A 23,742-nucleotide genomic window follows, 5' to 3' on the forward strand; every position below is an offset into this window, starting at 1 on the left:
GCGCGTTTTCTTTTGTCATGACCGGGGCTTTGCCCCGGACCCCAGAGTATTTTCTGGAAAGATGACAGGGGGCTACATGTCACCTTTCTCCAAGTACTCCGGGGTGAGGCCCTAAGGCCGGAGGGGCAGAGCCCCTTTGACCTCAGAGGATACCAGGCAGGTTCAGCCCGTGCTCGCGTGCGCAGTCCTTGGCGATGTCATAGCCTGCATCCGCATGGCGCATGACGCCAGTCGCCGGATCGTTCCACAGCACCCGGCCAATGCGGCGGTCGGCGTCCTCGCTGCCGTCGCAGCAGATCACCACCCCGGAGTGCTGCGAGAAGCCCATACCAACGCCGCCGCCATGGTGCAGCGACACCCATGTGGCACCCGATGCGGTGTTCAGCAGCGCGTTCAGCAGCGGCCAGTCGGACACCGCATCAGAGCCGTCCATCATCGCCTCGGTCTCGCGGTTGGGCGAGGCGACGGAGCCGGAGTCCAGATGGTCGCGGCCGATGACGACCGGCGCCGACAACTCACCATTCCGAACCATTTCGTTGAAGGCGAGGCCCGCCTTGTGGCGGTCGCCGAGGCCGATCCAGCAGATCCGCGCGGGCAGGCCCTGGAAGGCAATGCGCTCCTGCGCCATGTCCAGCCAGCGGTGCAGGCCTTCGTTCTCGGGGAACAGCTCCTTCATCTTGGCGTCGGTCTTGCGGATGTCCTCCGGATCGCCCGACAGCGCGCACCAGCGGAACGGGCCGATGCCCTTGCAGAACAACGGGCGGATATAGGCGGGCACAAAGCCGGGGAAGTCAAAGGCGTTCTCCAGCCCCTCCTCCAGCGCCATCTGACGGATGTTGTTGCCGTAATCCACTGTGGGCACGCCCATCGCGTGGAAATCGCACATCGCCTTGACCTGCACCTTCATCGAGGCACGGGCAGCCTTTTCCACCGCTTTCTTGTCGCTCTCGCGGCGCTCTTTCCATTCCCCCATAGTCCAGCCCAACGGCAGGTAGCCGTTCACCGGATCATGGGCAGAGGTCTGGTCCGTCACAATATCGGGGCGGATGCCGCCTGCTTCCGCGCGCTTCACCAACTCCGGGAAAATCTCTGCCGCATTGCCCAAGAGGCCCACGGATTTCGCATCGCCCGCTTTCGTCCAGCGCTCGATCATCTCCAGCGCTTCGTCCAGGGTTTCGGCCTTCTCGTCCAGGTATTTCGTGCGCAGGCGGAAGTCGATGCTGTCCGGGTTGCACTCCACGGCCAGGCAGGATGCCCCGGCAAAGACCGCCGCCAGCGGCTGCGCGCCGCCCATACCGCCGAGGCCGCCGGTCAGGATCCACTTGCCCTTGAGGCTGCCGCCATAGTGCTGACGGCCCGCTTCGGCAAAGGTCTCATAGGTGCCCTGCACGATTCCTTGCGTGCCGATGTAAATCCACGAGCCGGCCGTCATCTGACCGTACATCATCAGGCCCTTCTTATCGAGCTCGTTGAAGTGGTCCCAGTTGGCCCAATGCGGCACCAGGTTGGAGTTGGCGATCAGCACGCGGGGCGCGTCCTTGTGGGTCTGAAAGACGCCGACCGGCTTGCCGGACTGCACCATCAGGGTCTGGTCTTCCTCAAGGGTCTTCAGGGTCTCGACGATCAGGTCGAAGTCCTTCCAGGTGCGCGCGGCGCGGCCGATGCCGCCGTAAACCACCAGCTCATGCGGGTTTTCGGCCACATCGGGATGCAGGTTGTTCATCATCATCCGCATCGGCGCCTCGGTCATCCAGGACTTGGCGGTGATTTCCGAACCGGTGGGCGGAAAGATGTCGCGGGTGTTCTTGCGGGGATCGCTCATGCCGAGGGCCTCCAGTTTTTGAGATCAATCAGGATTTTGGTGAGATGCGCGCGCAGATGTTCCGCGCGCTCCGGCAGATAGGTCCAGGGGGGGCTTTCCTGGCAGTAGGTGGCCTGCGCCAGCTCCATCTGGATGGCGTGCAGCCCGTCCGCAGGGCGCCCGTAGTGGCGGGTGGTCCAGCCGCCCTTGAAACGGCCATTCAGGACCGAGGAATAGCCCTCCGCTGCCTCGCAATGGGCCACGGTCAGGGCTTCGATCGACGCGTCACAGGTTTCACCCATGTTGGTGCCGGTGTTGAAATCAGGCAGGCGGCCTTCGAACAGGAACGGAATGTCGCCGCGGATCGAATGGCAATCGTACAGTATGGCAAAGCCGTGGATCGCCTTCACCCGCTCCAGCTCCGCCATCAGCGCCGCGTGGTAGGGCGCGTGATAGGCATCACGGCGGCGGGTGATTTCCGCCTCATCGGGCTCCTTGCCCTCCTGCCAGATCGGCAGCCCGTCAAAATCCGTGAGCGGCACCAGAGTGGTGGTGTTTTGCCCTGGATAGAGACTGATACCGGCGGGATCGCGGTTCACGTCGATCGCATAGCGATGGATGGGGGTGCGAACGGTTGTCACCTCCTCAACCAGTCCCGCGTAGAGGTCGTGGATATGCCAGTCGGTGTCCGCCAGCGCCCTGCCGGTCTCGTTCAGGCAGTCCCAAATGTCCGGGGGCACATCGGTGCCGGTGTGGGGCAATCCCAGCACCAGCGGGGAGTTGCCTCGGGTCACTTCGATCATGCCGTCACCTTCACGCCGGCGGCATCCGCCACGCGGCCCGCGCGCACCATCGCGCTGGCCGTTTCGATGTCCGGTGCCAGATAGCGGTCCTCTGCCAGCGCGGGAATGTCCGCGCGCAGCATGCCCAGAACGTCCTGCAGGCGCGCGGAGGTTTGCAGCGGCGCCCGTGCCTCCACCCCTTGCGCAGCACAGAGCATTTCGACGCCCAGGATCACCGACAGGTTGGCGTTCATCCGTCCCAGCCGCAGCGCGCCGTGAGCAGCCATCGACACGTGGTCCTCCTGGTTGGCGGACGTCGGCGTCGAGTCGGTGACGCAAGGGTTGGCGAGATGCTTATTCTCGCTCATCAGCGCGGCGGTGGTTACCTCGGCAATCATGAAGCCGGAATTCAGACCCGGATCAGGGGTCAGGAACGGCGGCAGATCGTGGCTGAGGGTCGGATCCACCATCAGCGCCACCCGGCGCTGTGCAATGGCGCCGATTTCGGCGACGGCCAGCGCGATCTGGTCAGCGGCAAAACCCACGTATTCGGCGTGAAAGTTCCCGCCCGAGACAATGCGGCCTTCGTTCACCAGCACCAGTGGATTGTCGGTGACAGCGTTGGCCTCGATCTCCAGCGTCTTGGCGGCCATCCGCAGCACGTCCAGCGCCGCGCCGACCACCTGCGGCTGGCAGCGGATGCAATAGGGGTCCTGCACCCTGGTGTCGCCCTCTCGGTGGCTCTCGCGGATCTCGGAACCGTCCATGATCCCGCGCATCTGTTGCGCAACGTCGATCTGCCCGGCATGGCCGCGCAATGTGTGGATATCGGCGATCAGCGGCGCAGTGGAGCCCATAATCGCGTCCGTGCTCAGCGACGCGATTGCCATCGACGCCTCTGCCATGCGCCAGGCGTCAAACAGTCCGGCGAGCGCACAGGCGGTTGAAAACTGGGTGCCGTTGATCAACCCCAAGCCTTCCTTGGGCCCCAGCACAATCGGCTCTAACCCGGCCTTTTTCAACGCTTCTGCGCTGGACATGCGGGTGCCTTCGTATGTGGCCTCCCCTGCCCCGATCATCGCCGCCGCCATATGCGCCAGCGGCGCCAGGTCGCCGGAGGCGCCCACGGACCCCTGCGACGGGATCACCGGCACCACGCCGCGCTCCAGCATCTGCTCGATCTGCGCAATCACCAGCCAGCGCACGCCCGAGGCACCACGGCCCATCGACAGGAGTTTCAGCGTCATCATCAGCCGGGTCTTGTCTTCCGGCAGCGCCTCCCCCACCCCGCAGCAATGGCTGAGGATCAGGTTGCGCTGCAGGGTGGCGGTGTCTTCCGGTGCGATCTTGGTCGAGGCCAGCTTGCCGAAGCCGGTGTTGATGCCATAGACGGCGTCCTCGCCCGCAGCGGCATCCGCGACCATCTGCGCGGCGGCCTCCACCGGTTCACGGGCAGAGGCGTCCAGCTTGGCCGGGGTCAGGTTGCGGTAGATAGTTTCCAGCGTGGACAGGGTCACTGTGCCCGGAACCATCTGAATTATCTCGGTCATTGTTTGCCCTCATAAATACGGGTGTGAAGCGGGTTGAAACCGATGCGGTAAGCAAGCTCGGCAGGGGTTTCCACGTCCCAGACCGCCAGATCGGCGCGCATATCGGCAGCGATTTGACCACGATCCGTCAGCCCCAGCGCGCGGGCGGCATTGTGTGTGACGCCTGCCAGCGTCTCTTCCGGCGTCATGCGGAACAGGGTGCAGCCCATATTCATCGTCAGCAGCAAGGAGGTCAGCGGCGAAGAGCCGGGATTGCAGTCTGTCGCCAGCGCCATCGGTACGCCGTGGGTGCGGAAGTGGCCGATCGGCGGCGCCTGGGTTTCGCGGATGGTGTAGAACGCACCGGGCAGGATCACCGCGACCGAGCCGGAGGTAGCCATCGCTTTGGCGTCGTCCTCGGTGGCATATTCCACGTGATCGACTGACAACGCGCCGTATTGCGCGGCCAGAACGGTGCCGCCCTGATGACTCAGCTGTTCGGCGTGCAGTTTCACCGGCAGGCCCAGTTCCTGCGCGACTTTAAAGACGCGCTCGATCTGGGCAGGTGCAAAGGCGATATTCTCGCAGAAGCCGTCGACCGCATCCACCAGACCCTCCGCATGGGCGGCGCGCAGGGTGGGGATGCAGACCTCGTTGATATACTCATCGTCGCGGCCCTTGTATTCGCCGGGCGTAGCATGGGCGCCAAGGAAAGTGGTTTTCACCGTGATCGGGCGCAGTTCGCCCAGCCGACGGGCAGCACGCAGCATGTTCAGCTCGGTCTTGCGGTCCAGCCCGTAGCCGGATTTCACCTCCACCACCGTGGCGCCCTCGGCGATCAGCGCATCCAAACGCGGCAGCGCGCCCTGCACCAGATCCTCCAGCGAGGCCTCGCGGGTGGCCGACACGGTTGAGACGATGCCACCACCAGCACGGGCGACCTCCTCGTAGGAGGCACCATTCAGACGCATCTCGAACTCCATCGCCCGGTTGCCGCCAAAGACGATATGGGTGTGGCAGTCGATCAGACCTGGCGTCACCAGTCTGCCGCCCATCGAGACGCGTGGCCAATCGGCATAGTCCTTGGGCAGCTGCGCCTCAGGCCCCGACCAACGGATCCAGCCGTCTTGAACAACAATCAAGCCATCAGGAACCAACCCGTAGGCAGGATCACTACCGACCATCGTTGCCAGTGTCGCATCACAGATCAGATAGGATTGGGAGCTGTCCATGGCATCCTCACAAAAACGCTTGATAGGCGTAATGTATGAATCTAATATCTTTATGTCTATACATAAGAGGATCTGATGCAGACAATTTTTGCACATCACGCGCGGATGCCTCAGGGCTGGGTCACCGATCTGCGCCTCACGATTGAGGCAGGAAAGATCACAACGCTTGAGCCCGGTGCGGCTGTGCAGCCGCAGGACCATCGGGTCGGGGCATTGGTTCCGGCATTGGCCAATCTGCATTCTCACAGTTTCCAGCGGGCGATGGCCGGAATGACCGAAACCCGCGTGTCAGGCCGGGACAGCTTCTGGTCCTGGCGCAAGCTGATGTATCAATTCGTTGATCACCTGACGCCTGAGCAGTACGAGGCGATTGCGGCGCTTGTTTTCATGGAGATGCTGGAAGCAGGCTATGCGTCGGTCGGGGAATTCCACTATGTGCATCACCAGCCGGGTGGTCAGCCCTATGAGGCGCTGGGAGAGCTGAGCAATCGCGTGTTTGCAGCGGCGGATTTGACCGGAATCGGACTGACTCATCTGCCGGTGCTGTATACCTACGGCGGAGCGGGGCAGGTCCCTTTGAGCGGTGGACAGCAACGATTTGGCAATGATGTGGGGCGCTACGCAGATCTTCTGTCCGACTGTCGCTCCGCTGCGGGTAAGCATTTGCCACCGGATGCGCGGGTCGGCATAGCGCCCCATTCATTGCGTGCGACCGCGCCGGAGGAACTGGCCGAGGTGCTCACTTTGCGCGCGGGAAGCCCGGTTCATATCCACATCGCTGAACAGCCGCAGGAGGTCGCAGATATCAGCGGATGGCTGGGAGAGCGACCGGTGCAATGGTTGTTGAACAACTGTGCGGTGGACACCGATTGGTGCCTCATCCACGCCACTCATATGACGGAGCAGGAAACCCATGATCTGGCGCGCAGTGGCGCGGTGGCTGGGCTTTGTCCGATCACCGAGGCAAATCTGGGCGACGGTCCGTTTAATGGCGCGCTGTTCCAGAACAGTGGCGGTCGCTTTGGTGTGGGGTCAGACTCGAATGTCAGAATTTCCCTCAGCGAGGAACTGCGGCTGCTGGAATATTCTCAACGACTGCGTGATCTCGCCCGCAATGTGATGGTGCCGGGGGAGGGATCGGTCGGCGCGGCTCTCTATCTTGGTGCTGCCAGCGGCGGCGCTCAGGCTCTGGGTCGTGACGCCGGCCGACTTGAGGTTGGGGCGCTGGCGGATCTGATGGCCTTTGACACCACTGACGTCACACTCTGCGCATTGCGCCCGGATCAATTGCTGGATGGGCTGTGTTTTGCTGCCGACGATTCCGTGATCCGAGATGTCTGGTCGGCGGGACGCCACGTAGTGACTGGCGGGCGCCACGCGAATCGTGACCAGATCATCGCCCGCTATACCTCTGCCATGGCTGCGCTGCTTAGCGCGCTTTGACAGGTGGGATTGGGACACATGGGGTTGCGGCACAGTATGGCCTGTGGCAGCGGTTGAGCAGGGCGCAAGAAGGGGCAGGCACATGACAGAACGGACCAAGATTGGCTTTCAGGATGTCCGTGATGAGGTGTTGCAACGCATTCAGGACCGGGTCTGGGCGCAGGGTGATCTGTTGCCAACCGAGCAGGAGCTTGCAGAAGAATTTGGCTGCGCCCGCGCCACGGTAAATCGCGCTCTGCGCGAACTGGCCGACCGCGGCATCATTGATCGCAAGCGCAAAAGCGGCACACGGGTGGCAGTGTTACCCGTGAAACAAGCCAAACTCGAGATTACTCTGACCCGCCAACTGGTTGAAGATCGCAACGCCATCTACCGCTATGCGCTGGTGCACCGGGAGGAGATTCCGGCTCCAGGGTGGCTGGCGTCGCAGCTTCAGCTGGCAACGGATACTCCTGTGCTACATATCCGCGCGATGCACTACGGTGACAATCAGCCATTTCAGTTCGAAGATCGCTGGATCAACATTGCCGCTGTGCCCGGCGTTGCTGAGGCTGACTTCAGTACCGTTGGACCTAATGAATGGCTATTGGCCGAGGTGCCGTTTTCGACGGCGGAACTCAGCTTCGGAGCAATTGCTGCTGATGCGGCGCTTGCCGAATACCTTGCTTGCCCGATTGCGACACCGTTGTTTCAGATGGAACGCACAACGTGGTTTCAGGCGCAGCCGGTGACCTTTGTGAGGATGAGTTTCCATCCAGGCTATCAGATGCGCAGCCGTTACTGACCGGTCGCTTTGCGGTGTGCGGTCGATTGGCTTGTATTGACCAAACCCCCGTCACAGGGATATGGCGAGCGCATGGAAAAAAAGAAAATCTCCCGTCAGCAGGTCTACACGCTTGTGGTGCAAATCGGGCGCAAGGAAGGTGATGGCCTTCCCGAAGGGGCCACTGGTGCAGCCCTGATGATCTACGCTTCCGGCGTTGATGAGGCTGAGGCCGTGCGTGAAACCGTCGCTATCCTGAAGCAGGCCGATACCGCGCCGCTGGATGTCACCGGCTACGGAACTTTGGCTGACCGTGAGGCCGAGGATCAAGACATCTCGGATGAAGAGCGCGAGCTGATGCAGCGGGCGCTGGACGAGAATTCGGTGATTGTTGCGCAGATGACGCCGTTCTTTGAGGACGGGCCTGCAACTCTGCACTGACGGGCGGGCCTTTGGCGTCCCTGATATAGGGCGGCTTTGGAGCAGGCCACCTTGGTCATGCATGATTGGTCAGGGCGCTTTACCAAACCATTTTCGATAGATATCGCCGTATTCCCCGTTTTCGCGCAAAGCCAGCAGGGCGCGGTTGATCTCTTCCAGGTGCGGTGAGCCGTCCGGCAACAACAGGCCATAGTCTTCTCGCAGGAACACCTGACCGACCGCGCGCCCATGCAGGCGACCGCTATCTTCCATATAGTGATCCAGCACGGGGGCATCGAACACCACAACCCGTGTATTGCCGCTTTCAAAATCGCTCAGCAGTGAGGCCAGATCCGAGAACCCGCGGTAGCTGATATCACGCCGCTCGAGGAAGCGGGCGGCCGTCGACTCTGCGAGGGTGCCGACGTCCTTGTCATAGAGGTCATTGACAGAGTTGATAGATCCGCTGATGGCCTCCACCGTCATGACCGCAGTGATCTTGGCGACGAAGAGGGACACCACAAACAGTGAGGACACGACAAGAATCACGCCAAAGATCCGCCCGATCGGCGTGCGCGGAACCCGCTCCTCAAACCCGCCGTTGACGACGAGGTTCAGAGCCCACCAGAACGACGGGAACCAAGCCTCTTTCAGGGGACGGTCGAAGTAAGGCTGTGCGCGCCGCTCCAGCCCCCACATCAGCATGCCTCCCCCCATCAGCAAGACGACCGCAATCGCGATAGCAATCATCAGATCGGCGGAGAACAGCACGCGGATCAGCGAGGGTGAACGCACATCAGCCGCCGCTACCATGATCCGTAGACCACTCTCAAAGATGGGGTGGCTGAAATCCATATCGGTTTCGCGCGCTGCGGTGATAGAGATATTGGCTGCCGCCATATCAACCTCACCCTTGCGCACCATTTCCAGCATTTCGCCAAAGGTATCGGTGCGGACGAGCTGATAGTCCCAACCCAACCGGTCGGTCAGGCTGCGCACCAGATCAATGGAGAACCCGGTCTCACGGTCCCCTTCCATCATCGAAAATGGAGGCCGCGTTACGGTGCTGACGGTCAGGGTCTCGGCAGTCGCCGCCAGGCCCCACAGCAGGTAGATCAGGACAAAAGGAGCAAAAAAGCGGCGCAACGGAACGATAGGACCCCATGAGACATCATTCGTTTTGTCCTTAGAATGTCCCAAAGCCTCAGGCAAGTGTCGCGGTCAGGCGATGCGCCGTTCTGCCAAAACTGCGGCATCAAAGCTGCGCAGCAACGGGGCCGGATCCATGGCATGTTCGGGGAGCGTATTGCGATCCAGATGGGACAGCGCGCTGGCCTCATAGGCGCTGCGCTTTCTCCGCAGGCGACCCAAATACAGGCTTTCGACGGCCGTGCCCGCTGCAATGAAGCGCTGATGACGTGGCAGTATCAGTTGGGTCAGTTCAATCAACGGGCAAGGGCCGTCAGGCCTGCCGTACAGCTCAATCGGTGCCGGCGCGGCCACGGCAGTTCCCTGAAGCATCTCCGCTGTCAGGCGCACATCCGGGCGACCAAAGAGGTAATCCACATCTGTGCCGGAGATCACCAACCGTTGTTGCGGCGCCAGCAAAAGATCCTCTGTCAGCCCAAAGAATGGCGACCGCAGACGCATGGGGGCATCGTGACCAATGGCTGGGACGCGGCGGTCGATACGATGCAGAACGGGCACGGCATCACCCTCTGGCGTCAGCACCAGATCTCCGCGTTGCAGTAATCCCAGAGATTTCTCTCCCTCTGGTGTGGCAATCTTGGTCTGCGGGACCAGCCCCGCAAGCGGCGTTACCGGCACAATATCTGAGTTCAGTGAAACGGCCCGCAGCCCGCAGGCCTCTGCCGTCGCTGGCAACTGCGACAGTAGTGTTTTTGTGTCCCGCACCCGTAATGGTGGAGGCGATGAAATGTCCACGGTCGCGATGTTTCCGCCCGAGCCTGTCATCAGCGCCAACCGCCCCCAGCGCAAGAGGCTGTTCCAGGAATAGATCAGCCGCGCTGCATCGCTTTCGTTGCTAAGAGCGGTGTCGGCAATGATCCGGTGCTCTAATTCGCAGCCCGGCTGGCAAAGGGTCAGGGTTATGCCGCGGCCCAGGTGTCGCCGAAGGCGCAGCAAGAGGGGCCAGCCCTCCGGATCCTTCATTGTTCGCTCCAGCAGCAGCAGATCACCGCTTGGGCGTGCCTCATCCAGGGATAAATCCAGACAGAGGCTGCCCTGCGTCATCAGGGCGTCGTCGGGGCAGCGGCTGTTCTGGGGTGTCGCCAGTGCGATCCCCTTCCGGTCAATACTACGTGCCGCCATCCAACCCATCATATCAGCACGTCAAGCGTGGCGGACAGCAGGCGCGCCTCATAGCTGCGCAGGCTGGGGCGGGCTGCCGGGCCGTAGCCCTCGCCGGTGCGGGGGTCGAGGTCCGGGAACAGCGCTTGCAGTTCGTCAAGAACGTCTTGGTCGAACTGCCGACTGGTTTGTGGACCAGGCTGGAAGCTCTCGGTCACTAAACCTTCACTGACGACCAGCTGATGATCATCGAACAGCACATGGACATAAGTGACCTCCCCACCGGGCTTGCGCGTTATCGACCGGTCGTTGACCAGATCTTTGGCGGCGACCAGCACTTCATGCGCGCCAAACAGCATTTCGGCCATCCCGTTGCTTAGCAATATGCGGTGCTGTGGCGACACCCAGAGGTCGTCATGCTCACCAAGCGCACCGGCCTTGATTCGGATCGGTGCAAAACGCCCCTGCGCTTGTACCCGCCGCGAGCCAATCCAGCGCAGGGGTTGCAAGCCATCATCACGGGTCATGACGAGATCACCGGGTTGCAGGACTTCGACGGGGACCAGCCCCCGGTCTGTCAGCAGGCGACTGCCGGCCACGAAACAAGGGATGCTGGTTGCCTCCACATAGCCAACATCGCTGTTGGTGCCATTGCTAGCGGTATAGGTGAAGGCGAAGTCTTCTACATCGCCATCCCCGATCAAGGTTAATGTGCCATTTGCATTAAGCTGGACCTGCTGACCGGTTCCCAGCGTGATTACATCTCCAGCAACAACCGCGGTGCCGTTAATATGTGTGATGGTCAGTGCAGTTGCGGAGTCGTTGGTATCATTGGCCAGTACATTGACCACCCGCGATCCGTTGGCATCGACGCGGACAGTGTCGGTTTCCGCGATCACCTCGGTCTGCGCGGAGTCGGCAGCGATCAGCAGGTTACTGTCGTAGCTGCCGTCTGACACATCGGCGATGCCGATCCGTATGGTGTTTTCCACACCGGGATCGACCTGCATGGTCAACGTCATGGTGACGGTCAGACCGTCCATTTCGGTGTTGTAATCGTCGTTGGCGTTGTCGAGGTAGATGTTGGAATTATTGCTGGAGTTCACATTGCCGGGATCAGCGTCGCCATTGCCGATCTCCAGATTCACCATCTGTCCATTGACCCAGACACCGACGAAATCCTGAAATACTGAGTCTTGGTACTCAGGGTACTCCTCAGAGGCAAAGACGAACTGCATCGTCATGACCGACCCATTGGGCACAAACGTGACATCCAGATAAGAGGCGTCGAATGTCCGCGTGCCCGCTGCTGTGTTGAACGCCGGATCTCCGTTAGGGCCGTTGCTGGCAGTGGTCTGATTGCTGGACTGATTGGCCTCACCGGTTGAGTTGGTATAGGCGCTCGCTTGGCCTGTGGACAGGATGATGCCAGTGTCGGAAGGCGTCGCACCGGGCGCGATCGTATCGCCGTCGGAATAAATCGCCGAGGCGCGTGTATCGCCGGTATAGCTGGCGTTTACCACCTGCACACTATCGCCAAAGATGGTCTCTGCCATCTGCTCCGCAGTCGCGTTGATGTTATATGTCAGCTCGGATGCTGCAACCATTGCTCTGTCTCACCTCTGTACGATGAGGCAGCATATGTGGCAGATCACGACATCATACCAGCGGTTGCCGGTCACGCGGCCCTGCCGGGGCTGCGCGATGTTTGATCTGCGCTGTGGCCCCGCTATTACGGTGGATCCCCAGCATGACTACTCTGCCTCGAGTCGTATGTTAGCTTTTTGTTAACACTTTCACTGGTGTCTTGTCTGGTTGACCAAAGGGTGACGGCGGAACAATGCAGGCCTGCGCGGCATTTGCGCCACAAGCTGGCGCCTTGCTCCTTAGGTAGACGCGCAGCGGGGGGCTTGTGGGATCAGCCCTGGAGTGGAGGTTTGCACCATGGCCCGAACCGGGGTAGCCAGTGGTCGCAGATCAGGGCCAGAGACTCGCGGCCCATAATCGGAGGATCCAAATGACGCATTCGCCACTCGACCCGCAACAGTTGACCGCTGATCTGATCCGCTGTGCGTCTGTCACACCGGAGGAGGGCGGAGCGCTGGTCCTGCTGGACAAGGTGCTGAGTGCGGCTGGTTTTGCCTGTACCCGTGTGGATCGCGGTGAGGTCAGCAATCTGATCGCCCGTTGGGGTGACAAGGGGCATCCGCGCACCATGGGCTTCAACGGTCATACCGATGTGGTGCCGGTTGGTGACACCGCCGCCTGGACCGTTGACCCTTTTGGTGCGGAGGAGAAAGATGGCTTTCTCTATGGGCGAGGGGCGACGGACATGAAATCCGGCGTTGCCGCCTTTGTCGCTGCGGCTATTGATCTGGTCCAGACCACGCCGCCCGATGGGGCTATCATCCTGACCATCACCGGAGATGAAGAAGGTGATGCCATCGATGGCACTACCGCGTTGCTGGACCACATGGACCGCGAGGGCGAGCAAATGTCGGTCTGTCTGGTGGGAGAGCCGACCTGCCCCAATGAGATGGGGGAGATGATCAAGATCGGGCGCCGAGGGTCGCTGTCCGCATGGTTCACAGTCACCGGTGTTCAGGGCCATTCGGCCTACCCCCATCGCGCCAAGAACCCGCTCAATGCCATGGTTCGCCTGATGGATCGCCTTGCCAGCCACGAGTTGGATCAGGGCACGGATCATTTTGATGCCTCGACCCTTGCGGTGGTGACCATCGATACCGGCAACCCGGCGACCAATGTCATCCCGGCGCAGGCGCGGTCCACGGTCAATATCCGCTTCAACGATGCCCATACTGGCGCGGAGCTCAGCGATTGGCTGCGCGCAGAAGCGGCGCGTGTCGCAAAGGATTTCGATGTTGATATCGGGGTTGAGATCAAAATCTCCGGCGAGAGTTTCATCACCCCGCCGGGGCCGCTGTCCGATCTTGTCAGCGCTGCAGTCGAGGCCGAGACTGGCCGCAAACCTGAGCTGTCCACCACTGGCGGCACCTCGGACGCGCGGTTTGTCAAAAACCACTGCCCGGTTGTCGAAATCGGCCTGGTTGGCAAAGCCATGCATCAGGTGGATGAACGGGTGGAGATTGCTCAGATACATCAGCTGAAATCGATCTACGGTCGCATCCTGAGGGACTATTTTGCCCAAAGCTGACCAACACAGGGGCTGACATCTTCACGGGCGCGCCTTTGCAATGACGTCTGCGGCGCGCTTTTCACGATGACCTTGGGGGCTGGGCGTGGTAGCTCAGGCATATGACCCGTATTCCTTCCAAGGCCGAGATCCTCGACTGGATCGCAGCCCATCCGACCCATACCTCCAAACGCGACATCGCCAAAGCTTTCGGCATCAAGGGCTCCGACAGGATCGACTTGAAGCGGATCCTCAAAGAGCTTGAGGCCGAAGGTCATCTGGAGAAGCGCAAGAAGACCTATCGCGACCCGGAGCGCCTGCCTCCGGTCAGCGTTCTGCAGATCAAAGCGCCGGATGGCGATGGCGATCTTTTTGCACGGCCGCTGGAATGGCACGGCGAAGGCGTGGAGCCAATTGTGCTGGTGATGCCGCGTGCATCAGACCCCGCGCTGGGCGAGGGGGATCGCATACTAGCTCGGCTGACCGTGGTTCAGGATGCCGATTACCATTATGAGGCGCGGCTGATCCGTCGCATTGGGACCAATCCGCGTCGGGTGATCGGGATCTTCCGCAAGCGGGACGAAGGCGGGCGTATTGTGCCCATCGACAAATCGGCCTCCACGGAATGGGCCGTTGCGGAAAACGCCACCCATGGTGCGCGCGATGGTGAGCTGGTGGAGGCGGAACAGGCCGGACCGAAATCGCGCCTTGGCCTGCCGCGCGCCCGCGTGGTGGAGCGGCTGGGTGATCCATCCGCGCCCAAGGCGGTATCGCTGATTGCGATTCATCAGCATGGTATCCCTGACCATTTCCCGGATGAGGTCATCGCCGAGGCTGATGCCGCCAAACCGATGGGTCTGAAGGGACGCGAAGATCTGCGAGATCTGCCGTTGATCACCATCGACCCTGCGGATGCGCGCGATCATGACGACGCTTGCTATGCTCATGCCGATGACGATCCCAAGAACCCGGGTGGCCATGTCATCTGGGTCGCGATTGCCGATGTCGCCGCCTATGTGCAGCCGGGGTCAGCGCTGGACCGCGAGGCGCGCAAGCGTGGCAATTCAAGCTATTTCCCGGATCGGGTTGTGCCCATGCTGCCGGACCGGTTGTCGGGTGATCTTTGCAGCCTGCACGAAGGGGTGCCGCGGGCCTGCGTTGCGGTGCGGATGCAAATCGATGCAGATGGCAACAAGATCGCTCATCGCTTTGTGCGGGGGTTGATGCGGTCGGCAGCATCGCTGCACTACGCTGAGGTGCAAGAGGCGATGGATGGCGCGCCAACTGATCGCACAGGCCCCTTCCTGGAGCCTGTGATCAAGCCGCTCTACGCCGCCTATGCCGCATTGGTCAAAGCCCGGGCAGAGCGCCAGCCGCTGGATCTGGACCTGCCGGAACGCAAAATCGTTCTGGATGAGAAGGGCACAGTCGTTTCGGTGAATTTCCGCGACCGGCTGGACGCGCATAAGCTGATTGAAGAATTCATGGTACTGGCCAATGTGGCAGCCGCGGAAACCCTGATCAAGAAGCGCACGCCCTTGTTGTTCCGCGTGCATGAGGAACCGGCACCGGAGAAGCTGGAAGCGTTGCGTGAGACCGCTCGCGCCGCCGGTCTTTCGTTGGCGAAAGGGCAGGTCTTGCAGACCCGCCACCTGAATGCGCTGCTGAATGGTGCCGCCGGGACCGATGATGCGGAGCTGATCAATATCTCCACCCTGCGATCCATGCAGCAGGCCTATTATGCGCCGGAGAACTTCGGCCATTTCGGTCTGGCTCTGCGCAATTATGCGCATTTCACCTCACCCATCCGCCGCTATGCCGACCTGATCGTACACCGTGCCTTGATTGCCGCTCATGGTTGGGGTGATGACGGGTTGGACAATGCCGAGATCGAACGGCTGGAGCAGACGGCCACCCATATCTCAGAGACCGAACGCCGGTCTATGATGGCAGAACGGGATACCACAGATCGCTATCTTGCCGCCTATCTTTCGGAACGGGTCGGCAATGAGTTCGAAGGCCGTATCAGCGGTATTGCCCGGTTTGGCGCCTTTGTGAAACTGGATGAAACCGGGGCCGATGGTCTGGTGCCAGTGCGCTCTATCGGGCGGGAGTTTTTCCATTTCGATGCCGAGGCCGGGACCCTGATGGGTGCCGATACCGGCCTGATCATCGCGATTGGCCAGCGGGTGAAGGTGCGTCTGGCACAGGCCACTCCGGTGACCGGAGGGCTGGAACTGGAATTGCTGTCGATCGAGGATAAGCCGATGCCAGCGGGCGGCGGTGGCGGGCGGCGCAGCCCGGCGGGTCGATCCGTGAAACGCAAATCCGCCAAGGCGAAGGCCAAGCGCAGTAAGATCAAGCGTAAGGTGGAGCGCAAACGCCGCAGCTGAACAGGCCTTAGTTGAACCGGTCCGCGTCCCTACGGGCCCGGCCAGCAGTCACCTTGGATTTGCGATAGGTTAAGGCGTGACGGATCAGCCAACCGTGTCGCAGAGGCTCCACCTCTTCGACACGGTTGAACAGCACGCCACGGGTTCCGTCAAATCTGTCCCAAGCCGGAAAACGACTGGCAAAATTGTCGATCACCCGGCTTTGGCAGTGAACCAACAATGCAAATCGCGCCTGATTGGACCGGCCCAGACGCAGTGGGGTGCCTAGCCCGGCACGCGCCGCGACATAGGAGGGCTGCCCCCATTTTAGGGTCTCCGTGACCGGCCCGACATCCGGATCGCTTTCAGCCACATCAAAGATCAGCGTGCGCAATCGCAACAGGCCTTCCCGCGTGCCCGGCGGCGCCTGATCAAAAACGGTAGAAATTTCAGCGCTAGCAAAGGGGCGGGTCATACCGGTCTGGCTCCTTGGAAGATGAGTTATCCTGTTTTAGCGGTTTCTGATGACAGAAACTGTCATCAGGGGTAGGGATGATGGGGCCATGTCCCGATCTCATCGTCTTTTTCAGGTTATGCAGTTGCTGCGTCAGGGCGGTGGCCCTCACACCGCCGCTAAACTGGCGCAGGACCTTGGTATTTCTGCCCGAAGTGTGCACCGCGATATCGCTACCCTGCGTGAGATGGGGGCAATTATCGACGGCGAGGCAGGCTATGGTTTCACACTGATTGAGGATAATGCGCTGCCGCCCATGGGGTTTCGCGACACTGAGCTGGAGGCGCTGGTTCTTGGCCTCCGTGAGGTGCAGCAGATTGGTGATCCTGAACTGGCCGATGCCGCCGCCGATGCCTTGCGCAAGCTGCAGGCGCGGCTGCCCAATCGTCAGGCTCATCGGCTGCGGCATGCGGTGTTGTCTGCCTATCGGTTTCAGCGTCCACAACCGCCGGGGATCGCCCTGGCCGACCTGCGCCGCGCGACATGGGATGAGGTTGAGGTGCGGCTGGACTATTGCGATGCCAAAGGCGCCGTCACCCAGCGACAGGTCAAGCCCCTTGGTTTGGTCTATTTTGATCGTTCCACCGTGCTGATTGCCTGGTGCGGATTGCGAGATGACGTGCGGGTATTTCGCGTTGACCGGATTGCGGGGTTTGAGGCCACAGACGTCAGCTTTCGCCCTCATCGGGTGCCAATGCTGCGGGATGCGCTGGCTCAGATGCGCGCCGACCGTGCAGCCTGCGCGCCGCAGGCCGACGTGGAGCCTGATGCGCCCGAGGGGTAGCGCGGTGCTTCTGATACGTCGGCAAGCCTCCGCACATCGGCGCGCCACTGCTTTGAGCGAGGCAGGGATACGGGTAGACTGAGGCAGAGCAGATAAAAATGAGGTGTAAGATGCAGTATGATCTTGGCGCCCGCAGGCACATAGTCCTGACAGCAGCAATGGTTGCGGCCCTTGTGGCGACCGATGCCAGCGTTGCAGCCAGCCCCTTGCCGACAGCCGCTGGCCCACTGGTGGAGATTGCGGCATCGCAACCGCCGCAGGTGTCCTTGCGCCCAACGGCCCGCCCTGCGACGCCATCAGGCGTGGCAGCTACCCCATTGCGGCCACGGATACGTCCGGCGCAACAGAATCCCACGCCTGAGGAGCCTCGCGCCTCCCCCGCCACGCAGCGCGCCTTTGAGGGTTGGATCGCCAAGTTCCGCGCCCGCGCACGGGCCGAAGGACTGTCGCAGGCCACTCTGGACCGGGCGTTCGCTGGTGTGGAGTTTGATCCGAGGATCGTGCAGCGTGACGGCAACCAATCGGAGTTCGTAACCCCGATCTGGACCTATCTTGAGCGTGCAGTCTCTGACGCGCGCATTGAAAACGGACAGGCTGCCCTGCGTGAGCACGCGCAGGCGTTGGCCCGCATCGAAGCCACATATGGCGTCGACAAGGAGGTCGTCGCGGCTGTCTGGGGCATGGAGAGCAACTACGGCACTTTTCGGGGGGAGCGCGATATCATCCGGTCGCTGGCGACGCTGGCCTTTGACGGGCGGCGCGCTGCGTTTTTTGAAAGCCAGCTGATCGCAGCCTTGCAGATCCTTCAGGCGGGTGACGTGACGCCGGAGGCGATGACCGGCAGCTGGGCCGGGGCCATGGGGCATACGCAATTCATGCCGACCTCCTACTTGGCCTATGCGGTGGATTTCACCGGGGATGGCAAACGCGATATCTGGTCCGACGATCCCACTGATGCGCTGGCATCAACCGCCGCCTATCTGAAGCGTTTCGGCTGGGTCAAAGGCCAACCCTGGGGACTGGAAGTACGGCTGCCGGCCGGGTTTAACTACGCGCTGGCGGATCGTAAAATCACCAAATCCGCGCAGGCCTGGCGGCAGCTGGGAGTGACCAGCGCCGATGGCGGTGTCCTTCCTGATCATGGCAAGGGCGCCTTGCTGCTGCCCGCCGGTGCGCAGGGGGCTGCGTTCATCGTCTATCGAAACTTCGCCGTGATTGAGCGGTACAATGCAGCGGATGCCTATGTGATTGGCGTGGGGCACCTGAGCGACCGGTTGCGTGGCACCGGGCCGATCCGCGCCAGCTGGCCGCAGAACAGCCGCCCTCTTACCTACAAAGAACGGCGCGAACTGCAGCAGCGGCTGACTGGTGCGGGCTATGGTACCGGCGGTGCAGACGGACGGATCGGGCCAAAAACCCGCGCCGCCCTGCGCGCATATCAACTGGCCATGGGGCTGACCCCGGACGGCTACCCGTCGCTTTCAGTTTTGAACCGCCTGCGCTGACGCGCCTAGCTAAAAGCGGCTGCAGCAAAAGCAATCGCCAGACCCAGCCCCAGGCCGCAGAGCCCCGGCAGCATCCAGCCAGTCTTTCCGGATCGACGGTTGCGGTCATCGGTTTCATGAATCTGGGCAATCAACGCCTGTTCGACAAGCGCGGGCAGGCGGGGGCCAAAACGGGCCATCACCTTGGCCGTGCTCATCAAGTCATTGACGACGGCCCGGGGACCAATGGATTTCTTGATGTAGTCTTCAACCACGGGGCGGGCCGAATCCCAGATGTTGATATGGGGGTCCAGTGACCGCGCCACACCTTCCACCACTACCATGGTGCGTTGCAGCAGGATCAACTCGGTCCGGGTTTCCATGCCAAAACGCTCGGTCACTTCAAACAGATAGTTGAGCAACCGCCCCATGGAGATATGGGTGGCGTCCATGCCAAAGATCGGTTCCCCCACCGCGCGCAGGGCGCGGGCAAATTCATCGACATCGCGGTCGGCAGGCACATATCCGGCCTCAAAATGAACCTCGGCGACACGCTTGTAGTCCCGTTTGATGAAACCAAAGAGAATCTCGGCGTAGACCCGGCGGGTGTATTCATCGATATGCCCCATGATGCCGAAGTCATAGGCGATAATATCACCATTGGCTGCGACTTTCAGGTTGCCCTGATGCATGTCCGCATGGAAATAACCATCGCGCAGCGCATGGCGTAGAAACAATGAGAGTACACGCTCCGCCAACACCCGACGGTCATGCCCGGCGGCATCCAGCGCGGCATTGTCACCAAGCGGCAGCCCGTCGGCCCAGCCGAGTGTCATCACGCGGCGGGCCGAGTGGTTCCACAGAATCTGAGGCAGCTGAAAACCTTCGTCATTCTTGGTATTGGCGGCAAACTCGGAGGCGGCGGCGCTTTCCAACCGCAGATCCAATTCGCCCTGCACAACGCCATCGAAATGCTTGATCACATCCATCGGCTTCAGACGCCGTGCGCCGGGGGCAAACAGATCAGCAATCCGCGCGGCAAAATAGAACGCGTCCACATCCTTGCGGAAGGCGCGTTCGATGCCGGGGCGCAGCACTTTCACGGCAACCTCTTGGCCGGTGTCCCTCAGCCGTGCGCGATGCACCTGCGCGATAGACGCTGCGGCAATGGGTTCGCTGAACTCGGAATAGATTTGATCAACCGGCTGTCCGAGTTCCTGCTCGACCTGGGCCATGGCTTCGGCCCGGGAAAACGGGGGCAGCTTATCCTGTAGTACCCGCAATTGTACCGCCAGATCATCACCAACCACATCGGGCCGGGTGGACAAGACCTGCCCGAATTTGATGTAGGCAGGCCCCAGTGCGGTCAGCGCGCGGGTGGCCGGTGGCATCGTCGGATCGCCCTTATACCCCAGCCATTTGAAGGGCCAGCCAAGGGTGCGGGCCAGAATGCGCAGGGGTTTTGGCGCTTCAAACGCATCCAGTACGACATTCATGGCGCCCGTGCGCTCGAATGTGGCGCCTGTGCGGATCAGGCGGATAATATTGTGAGGGCCACGCATGGTTCAGATCTTCCAGCCAGAGTGCAGCGCCGCGATGCCCAGCGACAGGTTGCGATATTTGGCGTTGGCAAACCCGGCCTCACGCAGCATCGACAGGAATGTGTCCTGATCCGGGAAATTGCGGATCGATTCGACCAGATATTGATAGCTGTCATAATCGTTCGCGATCATCTGACCCATGCGGGGAATCACGTTGAAGGAATACAGGTCATAGGCCTTCTGCATTGCCGGGTTTGGCAGCTGGCTGAATTCCAGCACCATCAGCCGACCGCCGGGTTTCAGCACCCGGTAAGCCTCATTCAGTGCTTCCTGAGGGCGGGTGACATTCCGAATGCCAAAGGAGATGGTGTAGACATCAAAGGTGTTATCCTTGAACGGCAGCGCCATGGCATCACCGGTGACCCAGTCCAGACTGTCGGCCATCTGCGCGGCCTCAGCCCGTTTGCGGCCCTCTTCCAGCATTGGCGCGGTCAGATCGAGCACAGTGGAATGGCCATAGCCTGCGCGCTTCAGGAACCGGAACGAGATATCGCCGGTACCTCCGGCCACATCCAGAAGGCGTTGACCGGGGCGCGGTGACAGCCAGTCCATCATCGCATCTTTCCAGATCCGGTGGATGCCCATGCTCATGACATCATTCATCACGTCGTATTTTGACGCGACTGAGTTGAATACGCCCTGCACGCGCCCCGCCTTTTCTGACTCGGGCACGGTTTCGAACCCGAAATGGGTGGTATCTTCAGATCTCTGGGTCATGCGGCTTGCCGTTTGTTATGAGTCGCCCCAGTTATAGGGCGCTGAGAGGGCGGTACAATGCGGCCCTTCGGCCCCATGTTGGTGCAATGTGTCAGGAGGGATGTAATGCCAGAATTGCCCGAGGTCGAGACGGTGCGCCGCGGATTGTCCCCCGCAATGGAGGGGGCGGTGATCGAAAAGGCTGCCGTCAATCGACCAGATCTGCGCTGGCCCTTTCCCGAGCGCATGGCCGAACGACTGACCGGGCGCCGTGTCACCGCGCTGCGGCGGCGCTCCAAATACATCTTGGCTGATCTGGACAGCGGCGAGACGCTGCTGGTGCATCTTGGCATGTCGGGGCGTATGACTGTGTCTGGTGATCCTCTGGGTCAGTTCGTCCATGATCACCCGCAGGCGCAGAAACACGACCATGTGGTGTTTGATATGGACAATGGTGCGCGGATCATCTTCAACGATCCACGCAGGTTTGGTGCCATGGACCTGCTGGAGACCGCCACTGCGGATCAGCACAAGCTATTGGCGGTTCTGGGGCCGGAACCGCTTGGCAACAGCTTTCACGAAGACCACCTGATCGCGGCCTTCAAGGGGCGCAATACGCCGGTGAAATCGGCGCTTCTGGATCAGGGAATCATCGCGGGTCTTGGCAATATCTATGTCTGCGAAGCGCTCTTCCGTGCGGGAATATCGCCCAAGCGCAAGGCGGGGCAGATCGCCGCGCAGCGGGTCGGGGCCTTGGTTCCGATCATCAAGGACGTGCTGACGGACGCCATAAAGGCGGGTGGATCATCACTGAAGGATTTCCGCCAAGCCGATGGAGAACTTGGATATTTCCAGCACAGTTTTGATGTCTATGGCCGTGAGGGAGAACCCTGCCGACGGACGGGGTGTGACGGCACGGTGGGTCGAATCACCCAATCGGGGCGCTCTTCCTTCTACTGTGGCAAATGCCAAAGATAGCTTGAATGCGATGTGTCGCGTGATAATGACTCTTCCCTGAACGGAACAACCGAAAGCGACTACCATGGCCTATGAGACGATCAACGTCGAAGTGCAGGACCACGTTTGCCAAATTAAACTGAACCGGCCCGAAGCGTTGAACGCGCTCAATTCCGAGCTTTTGAGTGAGCTTTGCACCGCCCTGGAAGAGGCGGATGCCAGTGACAAGGTGCGCTGCATCATCCTGACCGGGTCCGAGAAAGCCTTCGCCGCAGGAGCCGATATCAAGGAGATGTCGGAAAAGAGCTTTACCGAAGTGTTCTCAACCAATCTGTTTGCCGGTGTGAATGACCGCGTCAGCGCGATCCGCAAGCCTATCATTGCAGCCGTGGCAGGCTACGCGCTTGGCGGCGGATGTGAGCTGGCGATGCTTTGCGATTTCATCATTGCTGCGGATACCGCCAAATTCGGCCAGCCGGAGATCAATCTTGGCGTGATCGCTGGTATCGGCGGGACCCAGCGCCTGACCCGCTTTGTCGGGAAGTCGAAATCCATGGACATGAACCTGACCGGACGCTTCATGACGGCTGAAGAGGCTGAGCGCGCAGGGCTGGTGTCTCGCGTGGTGCCCGCCAAGAAATTGTTGGATGAAGCCACCGCAGCGGCGCATAAAATTGCCGAGAAATCCTTGCTGACAGCGATGGCGGTGAAAGAAACCGTGAATCGCAGCTATGAGTTGCCGCTGAGCGAAGGGCTGCTGTTCGAACGCCGGGTGTTCCACTCAATGTTCGCCACCGAAGATCAGAAAGAGGGCATGGCCGCCTTCCTGGAAAAGCGCGAAGCTCAGTTCCGCGACAAGTAAGCCTGTTAACGGGCTGTGACGACGCAATCTGCGGCGTCTCTTTTCGAGATTTGAAACGGGCAGGCGCTGGCGTCTGCCCGTTTCTCGTTGGGGCTGTGGCAGCGTGCTGGAACCGGGAAGGGCGATCAGCTCCGTCATGGCTTGCATTCCTCGGGGTTTGACGTTACTACCCGCCGCCATACATGCGCGTGCAGCCCGCTTGGCTAGAATCACACCGGTGGATCGGATCCGGGTTCGGCTGGCATTGCGCCTATTTAAAACACGAAACCAAAGTTAGGTCCTACACCATGGCAAATTCGCCTCAGGCAAAAAAGCGCGCCCGTCAGAACGAGAAACGCTTTGCTGTCAACAAAGCCCGTCGTTCGCGCATTCGTACCTTCCTGCGTAAAGCTGAAGAAGCCATCGCATCCGGCGATAAAGACGCGGCAGCCGCAGCTGTTCGTGCCGCTCAGCCCGAGCTGATGCGTGGCGTCACCAAAGGCGTTTACCACAAAAACACTGCAGCGCGGAAAATCTCCCGCCTGACCGCCCGCGTCAAAGCGCTGGGCTAAATCGGGACCTACCGGGGCTTGCTGATTCCATCGCACCCGCGCTGAGCGCTTCCCCGACAAGCCGTAAAAAATAGAAAGGCGTCGCGTTCAGCGGCGCCTTTTGCATTTTGGTCACAGCTTGTGCGACCTCGACGGACGCAGGAGATTCTTTGTCACCAATCCCTGAGTCAACATCATAGTTTCATTGCTGCGACCCCCTCCGAATTGCTACCACTGTTACAGCGATTCACTCGCTGGGGGGACAGGCTGCTATAGCATCCTTGATGGGACTCAAGGGCGCTGATTGCGCTGGTGCACAGGCATTTCAATGCTCCGTGCACCACGCTCCTGCTGTGTTTTTGGAGTCATCCAGACGGCAGGCCTGTTCCAATTGTGTATGTATTTGGTTCGTTTATTCGACCGCCGAAAATCTGTTGGCCGGTCGACTATACGCGATCCCGACTTTGCCTTCTGCAAGGCAGTGCTGCTCCATCTGCGGAGACAGTAC

Annotated in this window: 20 protein-coding genes; 10 read left to right on the plus strand and 10 right to left on the minus strand. The window is 60.9% G+C overall.

Features of this window, described 5'->3' with window-relative positions; all coding sequences use genetic code 11:
* Positions 1-142 precede the first annotated feature (142 nt).
* From hutU to hutI, 4 genes are read right to left on the minus strand one after another with little or no spacing between them, the layout of a single operon-like run.
* On the minus strand, positions 143-1,822 hold the full coding sequence (gene hutU, locus GAL_RS18100; RefSeq protein ID WP_024098994.1) for a urocanate hydratase: 1,680 nt from the start codon (positions 1,820-1,822) through the stop codon (positions 143-145).
* Positions 1,819-2,604, minus strand: a complete 786-nt coding sequence (gene hutG / locus GAL_RS18105) for an N-formylglutamate deformylase (RefSeq protein WP_024098995.1) — start codon at positions 2,602-2,604, stop codon at positions 1,819-1,821. The genes hutU and hutG overlap by 4 nt, the downstream gene beginning before the upstream one ends.
* Positions 2,601-4,124, minus strand: coding sequence for a histidine ammonia-lyase (gene hutH / locus GAL_RS18110; RefSeq protein WP_040104321.1), 1,524 nt, complete (start codon positions 4,122-4,124; stop codon positions 2,601-2,603). Before hutH ends, hutG begins: the two co-directional genes overlap by 4 nt.
* Positions 4,125-4,129: 5 nt before the next feature.
* Positions 4,130-5,344: an imidazolonepropionase gene (gene hutI, locus GAL_RS18115; protein ID WP_024098997.1), complete on the minus strand. Its 1,215-nt coding sequence runs from the start codon at positions 5,342-5,344 to the stop codon at positions 4,130-4,132.
* A 75-nt stretch (positions 5,345-5,419) separates the two neighbouring features.
* On the opposite strand from hutI, the gene GAL_RS18120 reads away from it, so the two are divergent.
* The 3 genes from GAL_RS18120 (at position 5,420) to GAL_RS18130 (ending at position 7,991) form a co-directional block, all read left to right on the plus strand.
* Positions 5,420-6,787: a formimidoylglutamate deiminase gene (locus tag GAL_RS18120; RefSeq protein WP_024098998.1), complete on the plus strand. Its 1,368-nt coding sequence runs from the start codon at positions 5,420-5,422 to the stop codon at positions 6,785-6,787.
* An 82-nt stretch (positions 6,788-6,869) separates the two neighbouring features.
* Complete coding sequence (locus GAL_RS18125; protein ID WP_024098999.1) at positions 6,870-7,571, plus strand: GntR family transcriptional regulator; 702 nt, start codon at positions 6,870-6,872, stop codon at positions 7,569-7,571.
* 72 nt (positions 7,572-7,643) lie between these two features.
* Complete coding sequence (locus GAL_RS18130; protein ID WP_024099000.1) at positions 7,644-7,991, plus strand: hypothetical protein; 348 nt, start codon at positions 7,644-7,646, stop codon at positions 7,989-7,991.
* A gap of 69 nt (positions 7,992-8,060) precedes the next feature.
* Here the strand turns inward: GAL_RS18130 and GAL_RS18135 are convergent, their stop codons facing one another.
* The 3 genes from GAL_RS18135 to GAL_RS18145 form a co-directional block, all read right to left on the minus strand.
* Complete coding sequence (locus GAL_RS18135; protein WP_014876518.1) at positions 8,061-9,116, minus strand: transporter substrate-binding domain-containing protein; 1,056 nt, start codon at positions 9,114-9,116, stop codon at positions 8,061-8,063.
* 75 nt (positions 9,117-9,191) lie between these two features.
* Positions 9,192-10,301, minus strand: coding sequence for a Hint domain-containing protein (locus tag GAL_RS18140; protein ID WP_244462793.1), 1,110 nt, complete (start codon positions 10,299-10,301; stop codon positions 9,192-9,194).
* Positions 10,302-10,309: 8 nt separating this feature from the next.
* Positions 10,310-11,887, minus strand: a complete 1,578-nt coding sequence (locus tag GAL_RS18145) for a Hint domain-containing protein (protein WP_024099003.1) — start codon at positions 11,885-11,887, stop codon at positions 10,310-10,312.
* 410 nt (positions 11,888-12,297) lie between these two features.
* Here GAL_RS18145 and dapE point away from each other — a divergent pair, with 410 nt between their 5' ends.
* Together dapE and rnr are read left to right on the plus strand one after the other, a co-directional pair.
* Complete coding sequence (gene dapE, locus GAL_RS18150; protein ID WP_024099004.1) at positions 12,298-13,455, plus strand: succinyl-diaminopimelate desuccinylase; 1,158 nt, start codon at positions 12,298-12,300, stop codon at positions 13,453-13,455.
* 101 nt (positions 13,456-13,556) lie between these two features.
* The gene (gene rnr, locus GAL_RS18155; RefSeq protein ID WP_024099005.1) at positions 13,557-15,827 is read left to right on the plus strand and encodes a ribonuclease R; all 2,271 of its coding nucleotides are present in this window, start codon (positions 13,557-13,559) and stop codon (positions 15,825-15,827) included.
* Between the two features lie 7 nt (positions 15,828-15,834).
* Here the strand turns inward: rnr and GAL_RS18160 are convergent, their stop codons facing one another.
* The gene (locus tag GAL_RS18160; protein ID WP_024099006.1) at positions 15,835-16,281 is read right to left on the minus strand and encodes a DUF1801 domain-containing protein; all 447 of its coding nucleotides are present in this window, start codon (positions 16,279-16,281) and stop codon (positions 15,835-15,837) included.
* An 88-nt stretch (positions 16,282-16,369) separates the two neighbouring features.
* Here GAL_RS18160 and GAL_RS18165 point away from each other — a divergent pair, with 88 nt between their 5' ends.
* Positions 16,370-17,104 (plus strand): helix-turn-helix transcriptional regulator, encoded by a 735-nt coding sequence (locus GAL_RS18165; protein WP_024099007.1) that lies wholly within the window; start codon positions 16,370-16,372, stop codon positions 17,102-17,104.
* 110 nt (positions 17,105-17,214) lie between these two features.
* A complete protein-coding gene (locus tag GAL_RS18170) occupies positions 17,215-18,609 on the plus strand; it encodes a lytic murein transglycosylase (RefSeq protein WP_024099008.1) in 1,395 nt (464 codons plus the stop codon).
* Between the two features lie 5 nt (positions 18,610-18,614).
* Here GAL_RS18170 and ubiB read toward each other — a convergent pair whose 3' ends face one another.
* On the minus strand, positions 18,615-20,150 hold the full coding sequence (gene ubiB, locus GAL_RS18175; RefSeq protein WP_024099009.1) for a 2-polyprenylphenol 6-hydroxylase: 1,536 nt from the start codon (positions 20,148-20,150) through the stop codon (positions 18,615-18,617).
* Positions 20,151-20,153: 3 nt separating this feature from the next.
* Positions 20,154-20,906, minus strand: coding sequence for a bifunctional demethylmenaquinone methyltransferase/2-methoxy-6-polyprenyl-1,4-benzoquinol methylase UbiE (gene ubiE, locus GAL_RS18180; RefSeq protein ID WP_024099010.1), 753 nt, complete (start codon positions 20,904-20,906; stop codon positions 20,154-20,156).
* 105 nt (positions 20,907-21,011) lie between these two features.
* Here ubiE and mutM point away from each other — a divergent pair, with 105 nt between their 5' ends.
* The 3 genes from mutM to rpsT all read left to right on the plus strand — a co-directional run bounded on the left by mutM (position 21,012) and on the right by rpsT (position 23,255).
* A complete protein-coding gene (gene mutM / locus GAL_RS18185) occupies positions 21,012-21,863 on the plus strand; it encodes a bifunctional DNA-formamidopyrimidine glycosylase/DNA-(apurinic or apyrimidinic site) lyase (RefSeq protein ID WP_024099011.1) in 852 nt (283 codons plus the stop codon).
* Between the two features lie 64 nt (positions 21,864-21,927).
* Positions 21,928-22,704, plus strand: a complete 777-nt coding sequence (locus tag GAL_RS18190) for an enoyl-CoA hydratase (RefSeq protein ID WP_014876529.1) — start codon at positions 21,928-21,930, stop codon at positions 22,702-22,704.
* A 287-nt stretch (positions 22,705-22,991) separates the two neighbouring features.
* Positions 22,992-23,255, plus strand: coding sequence for a 30S ribosomal protein S20 (rpsT, locus tag GAL_RS18195; protein WP_024099013.1), 264 nt, complete (start codon positions 22,992-22,994; stop codon positions 23,253-23,255).
* Positions 23,256-23,742: the final 487 nt, after the last annotated feature.

Source organism: Phaeobacter gallaeciensis DSM 26640, assembly GCF_000511385.1.
In the GTDB taxonomy this organism is placed as follows: domain Bacteria; phylum Pseudomonadota; class Alphaproteobacteria; order Rhodobacterales; family Rhodobacteraceae; genus Phaeobacter; species Phaeobacter gallaeciensis.